Annotated in this window: 15 protein-coding genes and 1 other RNA gene; 2 read left to right on the top strand and 14 right to left on the bottom strand. The window is 32.6% G+C overall.

Annotated features, from left to right (window positions below; all coding sequences use genetic code 11):
• Positions 1–12: 12 nt before the first annotated feature.
• From QO200_RS11680 to glyA, 10 genes are all read right to left on the bottom strand, one after another.
• Positions 13–1,230, bottom strand: coding sequence for a response regulator (locus QO200_RS11680; RefSeq protein ID WP_371540287.1), 1,218 nt, complete (start codon positions 1,228–1,230; stop codon positions 13–15).
• Between the two features lie 798 nt (positions 1,231–2,028).
• Positions 2,029–2,709: an ABC transporter ATP-binding protein gene (locus QO200_RS11675; protein ID WP_371540280.1), complete on the bottom strand. Its 681-nt coding sequence runs from the start codon at positions 2,707–2,709 to the stop codon at positions 2,029–2,031.
• A gap of 2 nt (positions 2,710–2,711) precedes the next feature.
• A complete protein-coding gene (locus tag QO200_RS11670) occupies positions 2,712–3,968 on the bottom strand; it encodes an ABC transporter permease (RefSeq protein ID WP_371540273.1) in 1,257 nt (418 codons plus the stop codon).
• Positions 3,968–5,056 (bottom strand): efflux RND transporter periplasmic adaptor subunit, encoded by a 1,089-nt coding sequence (locus QO200_RS11665; RefSeq protein WP_371540269.1) that lies wholly within the window; start codon positions 5,054–5,056, stop codon positions 3,968–3,970. Before QO200_RS11665 ends, QO200_RS11670 begins: the two co-directional genes overlap by 1 nt.
• Positions 5,057–5,191: 135 nt before the next feature.
• Positions 5,192–5,689: an N-acetyltransferase family protein gene (locus tag QO200_RS11660; protein WP_371540263.1), complete on the bottom strand. Its 498-nt coding sequence runs from the start codon at positions 5,687–5,689 to the stop codon at positions 5,192–5,194.
• Positions 5,690–5,798: 109 nt separating this feature from the next.
• Complete coding sequence (locus QO200_RS11655) at positions 5,799–7,592, bottom strand: ATP-binding protein (protein WP_371540257.1); 1,794 nt, start codon at positions 7,590–7,592, stop codon at positions 5,799–5,801.
• A 14-nt stretch (positions 7,593–7,606) separates the two neighbouring features.
• Entirely contained in the window at positions 7,607–8,059 is a 453-nt protein-coding gene (locus tag QO200_RS11650; RefSeq protein ID WP_371540253.1) for a response regulator, read from the bottom strand.
• A gap of 21 nt (positions 8,060–8,080) precedes the next feature.
• Positions 8,081–8,635 (bottom strand): helix-turn-helix domain-containing protein, encoded by a 555-nt coding sequence (locus QO200_RS11645; RefSeq protein WP_371540249.1) that lies wholly within the window; start codon positions 8,633–8,635, stop codon positions 8,081–8,083.
• Between the two features lie 193 nt (positions 8,636–8,828).
• A complete protein-coding gene (locus tag QO200_RS11640; protein WP_371540246.1) occupies positions 8,829–9,422 on the bottom strand; it encodes a tRNA-(ms[2]io[6]A)-hydroxylase in 594 nt (197 codons plus the stop codon).
• Positions 9,423–9,545: 123 nt separating this feature from the next.
• Positions 9,546–10,820 (bottom strand): serine hydroxymethyltransferase, encoded by a 1,275-nt coding sequence (gene glyA, locus QO200_RS11635; protein WP_371540244.1) that lies wholly within the window; start codon positions 10,818–10,820, stop codon positions 9,546–9,548.
• 107 nt (positions 10,821–10,927) lie between these two features.
• Between glyA and fahA the strand changes: the two genes are divergently transcribed.
• Positions 10,928–12,211 carry a fumarylacetoacetase gene (fahA, locus tag QO200_RS11630; protein ID WP_371540239.1) on the top strand — a complete coding sequence of 428 codons (1,284 nt, stop codon included), beginning with the start codon at positions 10,928–10,930 and terminating at the stop codon, positions 12,209–12,211.
• 130 nt (positions 12,212–12,341) lie between these two features.
• On the opposite strand, the gene fsa is transcribed toward fahA, so the two are convergent.
• From fsa to ffs, 4 genes are all read right to left on the bottom strand, one after another.
• Entirely contained in the window at positions 12,342–12,998 is a 657-nt protein-coding gene (gene fsa / locus QO200_RS11625) for a fructose-6-phosphate aldolase (protein WP_371540235.1), read from the bottom strand.
• 160 nt (positions 12,999–13,158) lie between these two features.
• Positions 13,159–13,359 (bottom strand): hypothetical protein, encoded by a 201-nt coding sequence (locus tag QO200_RS11620; RefSeq protein WP_371540230.1) that lies wholly within the window; start codon positions 13,357–13,359, stop codon positions 13,159–13,161.
• A 2-nt stretch (positions 13,360–13,361) separates the two neighbouring features.
• Positions 13,362–14,165, bottom strand: a complete 804-nt coding sequence (locus tag QO200_RS11615; RefSeq protein ID WP_371540226.1) for an SDR family oxidoreductase — start codon at positions 14,163–14,165, stop codon at positions 13,362–13,364.
• Positions 14,166–14,302: 137 nt separating this feature from the next.
• Positions 14,303–14,400, bottom strand: an RNA gene (gene ffs, locus QO200_RS11610) — signal recognition particle sRNA small type.
• Between the two features lie 87 nt (positions 14,401–14,487).
• On the opposite strand from ffs, the gene QO200_RS11605 reads away from it, so the two are divergent.
• Positions 14,488–15,537: a glutaminyl-peptide cyclotransferase gene (locus QO200_RS11605; protein WP_371540220.1), complete on the top strand. Its 1,050-nt coding sequence runs from the start codon at positions 14,488–14,490 to the stop codon at positions 15,535–15,537.
• Positions 15,538–15,550 lie beyond the last annotated feature (13 nt).

Here is a 15,550-nt window from a genome sequence, read left to right as displayed (position 1 = left end):
CGTATTACTATTCTAAATACTAAAGTCTAAAGGCAATACCATAATAAAGCTTGCTCCCTCTCCTACATTACTTTTTGCCGTAATAAGACCATTGTGTTTCTCAATTATTTTTTTTGCAATCGCCAGTCCAATCCCCGTCCCTTCATAAACCTTACGATCGCTGAGACTTTGAAAAATCATAAAAATTTTATTTAGATATTGCTCGTCAAAACCAATTCCGTTATCCTTCACTGTTATCTTGCAAAATTTACCAGAATCAGATTGCTCACTATTAAAATCCCTACTTTCAATTAACTCACAACTTACTTCAATAACAGGTAGTTCTTCTTTCTTCGTGAATTTTAATGAATTGCTTATTAAATTTTGAAACACCTGCCTTAATTGGGTTGGTATTCCTTTTATCGTTGGTAAGTTGTTAACTTTGACAGTGGCTTTCTTTTCCGCTATTAAGTAATCAAAATCACCTATAACTTCATTTACTAAATTATTTAACTCCGCTTTTTCTAGGGGTACATTAGCTGACAATCGAGAATATTCTAGCAAGTCAGAAATTAAATTTTGCATCCGTTCAGCTGATTTAATTGTTCGATTTATATAATCTACTGCTTTGTCATCTTGAACTAAATATTTATCCTTGATAATGTTATTAAAAATCTGAATCTTTCTAAGAGGTTCTTTAAGATCATGAGAAACGACCCAAGAAAACTGCTGTAGTTCATGATTTCGTAATTCTAGTTCTTCATTTTTAACTACAAGCTCGTTCGTGCGTTCCTTAACTATAATTTCAAGATTCTCTTGTGCTTCCTTGCGGATTTCGATTTCCTTTGACAATAAGTCTCTAATGGATTTTAACTCATTTTGTTGTTGAAATATTTTAAGAAAGGTTTTAACTTTTAGAATCAACAAATCAGAATCAACTGGTTTTGTAATATAATCTACTCCACCTGATTCATAGCCTTTAGATATAAACTTTTTTTGTTTATTAGCTGCAGATAAAAATAATACCGGTATATCTTTAGTTCTATTACTTCCTCCTAAGATTTCTGCTACCTCAAAACCATCCATAACAGGCATCTGAACGTCCAAGATGATCAGAGAGTAATTATTCTTCAATATTTTCTTTAAAGCCTCTTCACCAGATTCTGCCGAATCGACCTCTAAATTATGTAGCTCTAATGTTTTTTTTAGAGCTATAATATTGGCCTTTATATCGTCGACAATTAATATCATAATTTTGTATTTCTTTCCTTTTGTATTGTCAAAAATACCACCTAAAAACAACTTTAAAATCGAGTGAATTCCGACTCCTTTTTAAGTCAAAATACAAGCAAATAAAAATCTTTAAATCAAGTGAAAAAAATCAGCTCCGAAGAATGCTTTTATGTGAAATTGACAATCCAAAAATTAACTCACTAAAAATGTATTTTTTAGTGTTTCAAAATTAAAAAAAAGAAGTGGTTATTCTTTCTAAAAACGGAATAAATATCACGCTTTTTAGTAAAAATTATCAAAAAAAACATACACTAAAAATCTGATGTGATAATGTTATAACTTTATTATAAAATTGTATAATCGTTTTAAAAAAAAACCTCCAAACAGACTGTAAATACAAGAGTTAGCCTGTCTTTAAGCAATCACTGCCTGTTTTTAAAAAATATAATTTTAATGGATTTAAAAACAAAAATAAAGAAATAATTCCAATCTATTGGGTAAAAAAAAAGCTAAAATTTAAAGGTTATTTTTAGCTCCATTTTTGATTGATTTCTAGTTCATTTTTAGCCAAAAAAACTACTTAAAATTTAATCACTAATGGTAGATTTAGAAATCTAAATTTGTTATTTTAAAACGTTAAATTTTTGGCTCTAAAATCGATTTTTTTCAACCCAATTTAATAAATTTTAAAATGAGATATAATCTTACTATTAACCTTTTAAAAATGAACAATGAGAATACTTCTATTTTTAATTAAAGAAGTGCAACCCACAACCCTTGCTGGCAAAACTTTGTAACACACTGCAAAGAGTAAACTCAAGAAATCACCCTTCCGTCCTCCATTGTAATTATCCTATCTGTTTTACTAGCAAAGTCAGTATCATGTGTAACAATCAATATAGTCTGATTAAACTCTTGTGTCAATGTTTTAAAAATGTCAAAAACAACATCTCCGTTTTTCTTGTCTAAATTTCCTGTAGGCTCATCCCCCATAATGATTAAAGGATCATTTATAAGAGCTCGTGCTATGGCGACACGTTGCTTCTCACCACCACTCAATTGATTCGTCTTTTTTGTGGCATGTTTTTCTATACCTAAAGTTTTTAAATGCCCCATCGCACGATGCTCTAATTCCTCTTTAGAGTATTTTCCTAATTTAAGCCCTGGAAGCATCACATTGCCTAACACATCATATTCTGACAATAAATAATGAAATTGAAAAACAAAGCCTATTTTCTCATTTCGGATTCGTGCTAAATTTACATCTGGCTGGCCCGTAACCAGCTCATTATGGATTAATAGCTTCCCTTCATAATCCGTATCCATCGTTGAAAGTAAATACAACAAAGTTGATTTTCCTGAACCAGATCTTCCCACTATAGAAACAAACTCTCCATGATTGATGCTTAAATTGACATCCTTAATCACCTGAAACTTTGCAGGATTATAAAAATACTTGGTTAAACCAATAGTTTCTATGACTTTCTTATTTTCCATACCTATTTCCCTCTAATAATTTCTACAGGATCCACCCTACTTGCTTTTAAAGCTGGAAACAAACCTGAAATAATTGTCGTAAAAAGCGCAAAGGTTATCCCTATACTATAGTACACTATATTATAATCAATTGGATACGTTTTAACGGTTGGCAAAGAAGTCGTTTCAAAAGGGATAATGTCAATTATACTAGAAAAAATATAACCAAAAATTAAACCAAAAATGCCTCCCGCAACCCCTATTATTATTGATAATGATACAAAAATCCATTTTACATCGCTACCTGAAAAACCAGTGGCTTTAAGAATGGCAATACTGTCCATTTTTTCATAAATCATCATATTCAATATGTTGTAAATTCCAAAACCGGCAACAATCAGCAAAACGATTCCCACCGAATAAGAAATAATGCTTCGTACTGTACTTCCCGTTTCAAACTGTGCATTAGCTGTTCGATAATCCATAGCATCCAAATTGAAAGCTGTATGAAACTCTTTAGCCAGCCCAACAGCCGATTCTTTATTATAAAGATTAATTTGGATATCGGTAATATAGCTTTTTGGCTGACCTAATATTTTTTGGGCTGTAGCCAATGAAGTATAACTCATCACATTGTCAATTTCGGCAATTCCTATCTCAGAAATCCCTACTATTTTTAAGGAAGCGAGATTACCGCTAGAAGTTGATATTTTTATAATATCCCCTTTCACAAGTAACATCTTGTCAGACAGTCCCTTTCCGATAATAATGCTGTTGTTCTGACTTAGATCTGCCACCTTTCCTTCTCTTATATAATCGCTAATCTTAAAAAGCTTATCCTCAGCAATCATATCGATTCCATTTACAAAACCTGCGATTTCAATCGTTCCTGAATTGAACAAAACAGAGGCGGTCACTTTTGGCGCTACATCGATAATGCGTTTGTCTTGCTTTAAGCTTTTAATAATCGACATGCTGTTGTATATAGATTTCCCTCTGTCTTTTGGTTTGATGGAGCGAATAAAATTTGTACTTCCCTTATAATCCTCGGATAACGATAAAGGTTGATTATCTGAAGGTTTTACTTCATTATACAAAAGGATATGTGGGGTTCTGTTGAGCATTAAACCGTCTAGCATTTCATTCAATCCGCTCATAAAGCTGACTAAAGCGATGAACATAGCAATCCCAAAGGTGACTCCCACGGCAGCAACTATAGTTTGTTTAAGTCTAGCTCTAAGCAAATGAAAAGCAATATTTAAAATCAGTTTATAATTCACTATTTTGGCATATAAATGGTTTCATCCTTATTCAATCCTTCTAAAATTTCCACTTTTTGATAATCACTCAAACCTATTTTCACTTTCCTTTTCTCACCATTCTTCAAGACAACATATTCATTGTCTACCAGATAATTTCTAGGAATTGTAATCGTATTTTCTTTTGTTTGAATAAGTATATTTGCTTCGGCCGTTAGATTGGGATACAATTTTTCTGGTGCTTTAACAAAGTGTGCTTCAATTTTAAATGTACGGGAACGGGCATCCATAATGGGATATATTTTATCAACGATCGCTTCAAAAACTTCTCCCTTATAACTGTCCATCGTAACTACAGCTTTCTGGCCCAGAACTACACGAACCATATCATTCTCATCTACTTCGAGTTCCAATACAAATAAATTTGACTTTCCGATTATCGCAAGTGGAGTCTGAGTAGTTACTAAGGTTCCTTCATCAACTAAAACATTATACAATTGTCCAGCCATAGCACTTTTAATACTAAAATCACTTTGGGCATTTTGACTGTATTTAAGATTGATGTTGTTGCGATCTTGGTCATTCTTCAATTGTGCTCTGAGTTGTGCCAATTGCTTTTTTACCGACTCATAATTAAGCTTTGAACTTTTATAAGCTAATTCAAATCTTTCAAAATCAACTTCTGAGATTCCTTCAAGAGATCTGATTTTGTTATTTCTATTATAAATAGATTCATCGAGATTCAGCTTATCCTTTGCAGATTGTACTTTTAACTCCATCTCTGCAATCTTATCCTTGATGTAAAGACTATTTCCTTGACTTAGCTGGTACGCTAGTCTAGCATTTTGAGTGTTTAATTCTGCTTTTTCGCTTTCGAGTTCAAAAAGCAATTGACCTTGGCTTATGTTCTGTCCCGCAATAACTTTTATTTTTTGTAAAATACCATTTACAGTGGAGTAAACGGTGTACTGATCATCTGCTTGTATGATTCCTGATGCATATACACTTTCGGTTATGGTACCAACAGTTGGTTTTATTCCTTCGTTTTTTTTCGAACAGGACAAAACTAAAAACAGAACAGTTAATATAGTATAGTTTGCAAATTTCATTTCAATCGATTTATAAAAACAAGTGACAAATAAACACTTAAATTTACCGTTTTTTAATCACAATTAATCTATTAAAAAGGTTTTATAATAGAAAAATTTAACTGTTTTATTCAAACAATACAAAAGAAGAAATAACTACAATTGTTTTTCTAACTTATAGTCTTCCATTAAATAACCATAATCCAATTCTATATCTTCTTCTCCAACAACTTCAAAACCTAATTTTTGATAGAACGTCAATGCTTTATTAAATCGGTTTACATTCAAGGAAAGGATTTTAGAATGATTCTCTTTTGCATAGGCTACGACAGCATCAACTAACAACCTTCCTGCTCCTTTACCTTGGGCTTCAGGAACCAAATATATTTTATGCAAACGTGTTACCTTATCATCTAAATAATCATGCTGAAAAGAAGCAAAACCAAGACAAACAGCTCCATCATAAGCTAAAATAAAATGATGTCCGTTATTAGCTACATTATCCCTTAATACCTCTTCAGAATAAAAAGCTTTTAACATATAATCCAGTTGCGCTGCGGAAAGAATTTCCCCATATACGTCCGGCCATGTTTTATAGGCGATTTCGCGAATTATTTTAAAATCCTTAGAAGTAGCTTCAGATATAGTTATCATAAAATTAGTATTAGAAATTCAATAAAGATAAAACAACCTAATTTAAAATGGCGCTAATTAAGTATAAGAAATGTGCTATAGTCCCTCTATTATTACATCAATAAAGAAACTAGACGACATTTTTTGGAATATAAATAGAAAATCGAGTACCAATTCCCGGATCTGAATTCACCTTTATAAAGCCGTCATGGTTCTCGACTATTCTTTTACAAATTGCTAGCCCTAATCCTGTACCTGAATATTTACTATCTTTTTCTAAACGTTGAAATAAAACAAATATCTTCTCGGCATATTCTTGTTTAAAGCCTATCCCATTATCAGCCACAATAATTTTATAGTAATTCTCATCACTGATAATTTCACCTTCATGAACATCATTATCGCCAATATCATCCAGAAAAATAGCTATTTGGGGAACAGTATTTTCTTTACTGTACTTTAGAGAGTTTGAAATCAAATTAACGAAAAGCTGCTCAATTTGAAACGGAATTACTTTAATTACGGGTAATGTTTCTAAATTTATTATTGCTTTTTTATCTTCTATATTTAGCGATAAATCATCGATAACCTGACGCAATACAATGTTAAGATCTGTTTCAACAAACACTTTATCTCCTTTTATTGTTCGGGAATAATTAACTAAATCAATAAGAAGCGCTTGCATTTTATTTGCAGAAGTACGTATTTTAGAAAAATACACTTTTCCTTGTTCTGTTATTAATTCCATTTCTTTAGCCTCAATTCTTGAGATGAACATTTGGATTTTATGAAGCGGCTCCTGCAAATCATGACTTACAATATTATTGAAAGATTCTAACTCTTCATTAATACTCTTTAACTCTTTATTATTCTCTTCGAGTTCTATTGTTTTCTTATACTGATTACTAATATCATAATTTACACCTGTTTTAACCAGTTGTCCTTTACTGTTTCTGGTAAATGTACCCACAGACATGATATAACGATAATCACCATTGGGCAATACATATCGAAACATCATTGAGGTCGCTTCCTGCGTCAATAGTGATTTTTTATGCACATCCATGACATAATCTAAATCATCAGGATGAATATATTTTACAATATTTTCTAAATTAGGTTTAAAAGAATTAGGCTCTGCTCCTAAAAGACGAAAAAAATTATCTGAAAAAGTATAAGCACGTGTTTCTAAATTCAACTTCCAATGACCAAAGCCTGCTATCTTTTCGGCATAATTGAAAGAACGGTTAACAAATTTAAGTTCATCATTTGTCTTTTTCAATTCATCAATATCAACATTCATTTTATTAAACGATAATAATAAAATCAAGAGACTCAAAATAACCAATAAAAATGCACTTATAATGGAGTCTTGTAATTCAAATTGATGATTTTCGTTATGAATTTTTAACTTATCTCCTTCTGCATTGATTGTTTTATAAACAAAGGTTTTCATTTTTTCTGTAAACTCGCTACTTTCGTGGAGTTTTGCATTTAATAAGGCACTGTCGTTATTTGGGCTTTTCGCTAAAAGCATTGTTTCCCTAAACAAAGCAAATCGATAATCGATCATTCGTTTAAGTTTATCTACATCCTTACTTCTTGCAGGATTATTAGCTACTAATTTTTTTATGCGAGTAAAATTACGATCGATTTCTCCTCTCCTCAAAAAACGATGCTCTAAGTAAGAATCATCCTTAGTAATGATATAACTACGTAAATTAGTTTCGTAAATGCTGATGATTGAAAGTACTCTTTCTAATTCTAGCTGGGTTTCTGTAGAGTTAGTTATTAAGTTAACTGAAGATTCTAAACTTTGCATCTGTGTATAAAAAACAGATGCAATGTATCCTACTACAACAATTGCTATTACTAAAGCAATCTTAAATACTTGAGAGTTCTTAAATAAGTTTACTAACTTCATTAAAAAGAGGAATTTTAAATACTGAAGAAAAAAGTTTCTTTATTTAACCCTGAGGAATGAAATTGCCAGTTAATGTTTAATACTTCTTTTATTACTTTTTTTAGCTTATTGAAATCATTTGGCTTTTTTATGTAAATATTTGCTCCTTCAACAAACGTTTCTTCAATATCTTTTTCAGAAGACGAAGTGGAATATATGGCAATCGAAACGTCCTTAAATCTGCTATCAGATCTAATTTCTTTTAAACATTCAAATCCAGATTTATAAGGCATATTTAAATCTAGAAACAATATATGTGGCATAATAATATCAGGACACGCCAAGTATTCCATCAAATCTTTACCATCATTAAACAATGTTAACTTATTATTCATTTTAAGTTCCATCATCGCATCACTAAAGAAAGCACGGTCATCTTCATCATCATCTGCAATCAAAATATGTATTGAATCCTTGTGTGTAATCATAATTATAATCGTTTATTTTTATTAATTTGATAGGCTTCGCCTTTTATCTACAATTCTCTTGAATGCAGACGGAGTCAGTCCTGTCACCTTTTTAAATTGACTTGATAAATAGGCTACACTGCTGTAACTTAATTTATACGAAACTTCTGTTAATGTCAATTCATCTTCAATAATTAATTTTTTGGCTCTTTCTATTTTCTGAATAATAATGAAATTCTCAATAGAAGTATACGTATATTCTGAAAAAGTATTCGTTATATAACCATAACTAAAATTTAATTTTTCAGACAAATATTGCGAAGTTGTAACTGATGGTAATTTATCTTTTTCATAAACCATCTCAACAATCGCATCTTTTATTTTTTGAATTAATTGACTTTTTTCATTACTAACAATAAATATAGAATACCTATTAAGTGTATCTTGAAGCTCAGCTAAACTATCTTTCGAAACGCTATTACTAATTTCAATTTCACCTAACTCTAAAAGTTTATAACTAATTCCTAATCTCTCTAATTGTTCCTGTAAGATTACCTTACAAGCTACAATGCCATCATATTTTATATAGAGTCTCATCCTAACCTTAAGTTGTTGTTAATACAAAGATTTTATAAATATATACCAAAATTAGTAATCCAAAGAAAAAAAACAAGGATTAAACAAAAAATAAATAGCAGTATGATTTTCTACTTTTGTAAACATCTGATTTTTAATTCTATTAAAATTACCATCAAAATTATTTTTACATCTTTAAAAAAAGAGCTTTCCTTTATCCATGTATAGTTTCATTTTTACCATAGTTTTCAATAACTGAAGCTTCAAAATCAATCCATTCTCTCCAGCGCTTCTCCACATCGATTCCCGTTCCATATTTTCTGGCATATGTAATGAATGTAGTATAATGCCCTGCTTCACTTTCCATTAAACCTCTATAAAAAACAGCTAATTCTTCATCCTGAATGTTTTCTGACAGGACTTTAAAACGCTCACAACTTCTGGCTTCTATCATTGCCGAAAAAAGCAATCGTTCTACCAAGCTGGAAACTCTACTTCCATTCCCATTCTTTTTCATATACAAATACAACTCATTTACATAGTGGTCTTTGCGCTCGCGTCCTAACTTCAACCCCCGTTTAATGATAATATTGTGCACTTGCTCAAAATGATCAATTTCTTCTTTGGCCAAAGCCAAAAGATCCTGTACTAAATCCTGATGCTCCGAATTATTGGTAATTATAGTAATCGCATTTGTAGCCGCTTTCTGTTCGCACCAAGCATGATCAGTCAAAATTTCCTCGATATTTTTCTCTACAATATTAACCCATCTAGGATCTGTAGGCAATTGCAATCTTAATACACCCATTTTTTTTGTTTAAAGTTTATAAAAGTTTAAAGTCAAAAAAAAAGTTTAAAGTTCAAAACATGTGATACCATTCCGTAAACACAAACCTTTAAACTTTAAACCTGAAACTTTAAACAAAAGTTTTTAAAAAACGAAAATAGCTCTTTCGCTCATCATTTCGTTAACTTCATTAGCCACTTGTTCAATGATATCTTCATTGGTGTGATTCATCAATACTCTATCAATCAATTCAACGATTGTTTCCATATCTTCTTCAACTAATCCACGAGTGGTTATAGCTGGAGTTCCAACACGAATACCAGAAGTTACAAATGGTGATTTGTCATCAAATGGAACCATATTTTTATTAACCGTAATTTCTGCTTTCACTAAAGCATTTTCAGCTTCTTTTCCAGAAATTCCTTTGTTTCTTAAGTCAATCAACATCATGTGGTTGTCTGTACCTCCAGAAATTATATTGTATCCTCTTTTCACAAAAGCATCTGCCATTGCATTGGCATTTTTTTGCAATTGTAAAGCATAAGTAAAGAACTCATCTTTCAATGCTTCACCAAAAGCAATTGCTTTTGCAGCAATGATATGCATTAAAGGCCCTCCTTGATTTCCAGGAAAAACAGCTAAATCCAATAATGAAGACATCATTCTGATATCTCCTTTTGGAGTTGTTAAACCAAATGGATTAGGAAAATCTTTACCCATCATAATCAAACCTCCACGAGGTCCACGTAATGTTTTGTGTGTCGTTGTTGAAACGATATGACAATGAGGAATTGGGTCATTAAGCAATCCTTTAGCAATCAATCCTGCGGGATGTGAAATATCAGCAAATAAAATAGCACCAACACTGTCAGCAATTACTCTAAAACGCTCAAAATCCATATCACGAGAATAAGCCGAAGCTCCAGCGATGATCAATTTTGGTTGCTCTTTAGTTGCTATTTCTTGAATTTTATCATAATCTAAACGTCCTGTTTCTGGATCAACACCATAGAAAACTGGGCTGTACAAACGTCCGGAAAAATTCACCGGAGAACCGTGTGTTAAATGTCCTCCATGAGACAAATCAAAACCAAGAATCTTGTCTCCAGGTTTCAAGCAAGCAAAGAAAACTGCTGTATTAGCTTGTGAACCAGAATGTGGTTGTACATTAGCATATTCAGCACCAAACAATTCTTTAGCTCTATCAATAGCAATTTGCTCCACAACATCCACTACTTCGCAACCTCCGTAGTATCTTTTTCCTGGATATCCTTCTGCATATTTATTAGTCAAAACAGAACCGGCTGCTTCCATTACTTCATCGCTTACAAAATTCTCTGAAGCAATTAATTCTAATCCGTGTATTTGTCTTTCTTGTTCTTCTAGAATAAGGTCAAAAATTTGTTTGTCGCGTTGCATTTCTTTGTTTTTAGTTAATTTGTAGCAAAAATACAAAAAAACGTTTGTGAAACTGTCAGATTATAATATATTTGAAGTATAATTTTCAACAAAACAATTAACATATTATGCCAATAATAGCAAACGATACAAACAGAAAATCATGGTTAGAAGTACCAGAGAATAGTGACTTCCCAATTCAAAACATTCCTTTCGGTGTTTTCTTAACTAAAGAAAATGTGGTAACCGTAGGAACTCGAATCGGTAATTCTGCTATCGATTTAGGGGCTTTGCAGCAAATGAATTACTTTGCAGGTATTGAATTGACTGATGATATGTTCATGCAAGACACCCTCAATGACTTTATCTCCGATGGGCAAAAAACATGGAGATTAGTCAGAAACCGAATTGCCGAAATTTTTGACAAGAACAATTCAAAATTAAGAGATAATGTAAAGCATCGTGACATTGTTATTTTCGAAGTAGACGATGTAGAAATGCAGTTACCGGTATTAATAGGTGACTATACAGACTTTTATTCTAGTAAAGAGCATGCTACAAATGTAGGAAAAATGTTCAGAGACCCAGAAAACGCTTTATTACCTAACTGGCTTCACATCCCAGTAGGATATCATGGAAGAAGTTCTACCATCATACCTTCAGGAATTCCAGTTCACAGACCAATAGGTCAAACACTACCGGCTGGTGAAACTACTCCTGTTTTTGGACCATCTCGTTTAATTGATTTTGAACTTGAAACCGCATTCATCACTACTGATGCTAACGTAATGGGAGAAATGATTCCTATCAACGAGGCTGAGGATTATATTTTCGGAATGGTTTTGTTAAATGACTGGAGCGCACGAGACATTCAGAAGTGGGAATATGTGCCTCTTGGACCCTTCTTGGCTAAAAACTTTGCTTCATCAATTTCGCCTTGGATAGTAACAATGGATGCCTTAGAGCCTTTTAGAGTTCTTAGTCCAAAACAAGATCCAAGTCCACTACCCTATTTACAACAAAAAGGAAAGCATTCATTTGACATCCATTTAGAAGTAGCGATACAACCAGAAAACGCTGAACCTACGGTTATAAGCAATTCTAATTTCAAACATATGTATTGGACTATGAGCCAACAATTAACACACCATACCTCAAACGGTTGTCGTGTAAATTCTGGAGACATGATGGGGTCAGGAACAATTTCAGGACCTACGCCAAATAGTTATGGGTCTATGCTTGAATTGACTTGGGGAGGAAAAAACCCAATAAAAATGAACGACGGTACAGAGCGTAAATTCATCAATGATAACGATACAGTAATCATGAAAGGTTTTTGCGAAAATAGCCAAGTTAGAATAGGTTTTGGAGAAGTTTCTTCTAAACTATTACCTCCTTTTGTAAGAAAGTAATTTTCTAATAATAAGCATAAAAAAGTCCCATTTGCAGATGCAAATGGGACTTTTTGTATTTATGTTGATAAAAGAGATTGACGTAATGCAAATAGAAAAACTTCTAACCTCTTTCTTCTTAATTCTAACCTTATTTATTTCCTTTTTCGAAATCAGCTACAAATTGAGCTAAACCGATATCCGTTAATGGGTGTTTCAACAATCCGTAAATCGCAGAAAGTGGTCCTGTCATAACATCAGCACCTATTTTAGCACAGTTTACAATATGCATTGTATGACGTACTGAAGCAGCAAGAATTTGAGTTTCATAACCATAGTTATCATAAATCAATCTAATTTCTTCAATTAATGCTAATCCGTCAGTAGAAATATCATCTAAACGACCGATGAATGGTGAAACATAAGTAGCACCTGCTTTAGCCGCTAATAAAGCCTGACCTGCAGAGAATACTAAAGTTACATTTGTTTTAACACCTTTATCAGAAAAGTATTTAGCAGCCATAACACCTTCTTTGGTCATTGGGAGTTTTACAACAATTTGCTCATGTAAATCAGCTAATTCTTCACCTTCTTTAATCATTCCGTCATAATCAAGCGCATTTACTTCAGCACTTACATCACCATCAACAAGATTACAAATATCAACATAATGCTTCAAAATGCTGTTTTTTCCAGTAATCCCCTCCTTAGCCATCAAAGATGGGTTTGTAGTAACTCCGTCCAAAACTCCTAATGCTTGTGCTTCCTTAATTTGAGCTAAATTAGCCGTGTCAATAAAAAATTTCATAATATCTGTTTATTTAATTGTGTGTTTGTATTTTGGGCGTGACCACAAGGGTCAGGCTATACGCTACAAGTCCTCGCATAATTTCGCTATCGCTACACTATGCTGTGGGCTTTTCGCTGCTATCCTTCACGCAAATCCGACGTAAAATTACAATTTAAAATTACTTAACTAAATTGTTTTTATTCAATTCTTTCAATTCATCCCTTATTTCTTCGAGAACATTAAGCATATCCTCTTTATAAAGTTCGTTATTATTCATTTTAGCACTAATAGATTTCAAAACTCCCCGAATGATAAACCAAAAAATGATAACAAGTAACACCATTAATATTTGAGGCAGCAACTCTTTTATACTTTCCATAACTATAATTTATAATGGTTCATTAGCATTTTTTCATATACTTTATCTGGAAGAACTCTTTTCAATACAATAGAAAACTTCTGCATAAAAGCACCTACTTTATAATGAACATTTGGTTCTTTAGTCTGAATAATTTTATACACCGCTTCGGCCATTTCATTAGGATTACTTCCACCGTCTACATGTTCATCCATTGTACGCAACGATTCGCCATAAGAAACCTCATAAGCCGATCCTTTGATTACTGGAGCATGGTATCGTCCCGAAGCAATATTAGTAGCAAAATCGCCAGGCGCCACATTAGCAATATGAATCCCAAAAGATTTTACTTCCATACGCAACGCTTCTGTAATCAATTCTAAAGCTCCTTTTGAAGCGGAATACATCGAGCGATACGGCAATCCCATATAACCGGCTATCGAAGTAATATTGATGATTAATCCTGATTTTTGTTCCCGCATTTGTGGCAATACCGATTTAATTACTTCAATTGGACCAAAGAAATTAGTGTCAAAATGATTTTTCATTTCAACCGTTGGAATCTCTTCCAAAGGTCCTGTAATACCAACACCTGCATTATTGATTACAATATCTAACCGTCCCGAGCTTGCAATTACTTTGGCTACAGCCGCTTGAATCGAAGCAGCATCGCGAACATCAAGTGCCACAAGAGGAAAAACCGTATTCAAAATGCGGTCCGGGTTCCTACTCGTTCCATAAACAACAAATCCTTTTTGATGTAGAAACTCCCCAATAGATTTCCCTATTCCCGAGGAACCTCCCGTAATTAAAACCACTTTGCTCATATTGACTTTTGTTTAGCTGCATTTTAGAATAGACCAAAAATAAAAAAATCCTCCATAAGGAAGACTACTATTATTTATATTTTGAAAACATTTCAAAATTGGCACAAAAAAATCTGAAACAAGTTCAGATTATAAAAAAATGGCAAGCGACCTACATCGCACCGCTCAACCACGTACCCTTGCTATGTTCCCATCCTGGGGGAGTCTGCAGGAGCTGGTCGTGTAGGACTTGCCGGTGCAAAGATACAATCTTTTTATATTTTTGCAAGCGCTTTGCTCGCTAAAAATAACATTGTATATTGGTGTATTCAAAATTCATACTATGAAAAACTATAACTTACTATCAGTCATTTTATTAGCAATGACACTTTCTAATTGTGGAGATACAAAAAAAGGAGAAAATACTATATTTAATTTCGATACTTCTAAATTTTCGGCTAAATTCATGCCTGAAGAGGCAATAAATTTAGAAATTTTAAACCCACAATCGAAAGCTATCGATAGTATTATATATTATGTAAACGATACTAAAATTGGCGCTACAAAAGGATTAGAGAAATTAACGTTTGGATTAAAAGACCAAAAATTAGGTTACCAAAACCTAAAAGCATTGGTATACTATGATGGTGAAAATTCAGAAGCGACTACAAGAATAGAATTAGTGTCAAGTGTACAACCTAAATTATTGAAGTATAAAATTGTAAATACCCACCCACACGATACGCTTTCTTTTACAGAAGGCTTAGAATTTTACAAAGACACATTATATGAAAGCACGGGACAAAAAGGCACTTCTTACCTTAGAAAATATGATTACAAAACAGGGAAAGTATACAAACAAGTTGATCTTGAAGATAAATATTTCGGCGAAGGAATTACATTCTTAAACGACAAGTTATACCAATTAACATGGCAAGAAAAAACAGGTTTTATCTATAATGCCAATACCTTAAAATTAGAGAAAACATTTGCTTTTACTAAAGATATTGAAGGATGGGGTATGACTAACGACGGAAAAAATATTTACCAATCAGATGGAACAGAGAAAATTTGGACAACAAACCCAAAAGACCTAAAAATGCTAGATTATATTAATGTCTATTCGGGTAAAACAAAAATAAAATCGATAAATGAATTAGAATATATTAACGGCAAATTCTATGTAAATGTGTGGCAAAAAGATGCCATTGCCGTTGTAAACCCCTCAAATGGTGCTGTTGAAGGAATTATTGACTTGTCTGGTCTAAGAAAAATGGTAAAAAACACAACGGCCGAAGTTTTAAATGGAATCGCCTACAACCCAAAAACCAAAACTATTTTTGTGACTGGAAAAAATTGGGATAAAATGTTTGAAATCACCGTTTCTGAATAACAAAAAAAAACAG

Source organism: Flavobacterium sp. Arc3 (assembly GCF_041431375.1).
Lineage (GTDB): Bacteria > Bacteroidota > Bacteroidia > Flavobacteriales > Flavobacteriaceae > Flavobacterium.
Note: the sequence above shows the minus strand (reverse complement) of the source record. Positions and strands in the feature narration are given on the sequence as shown.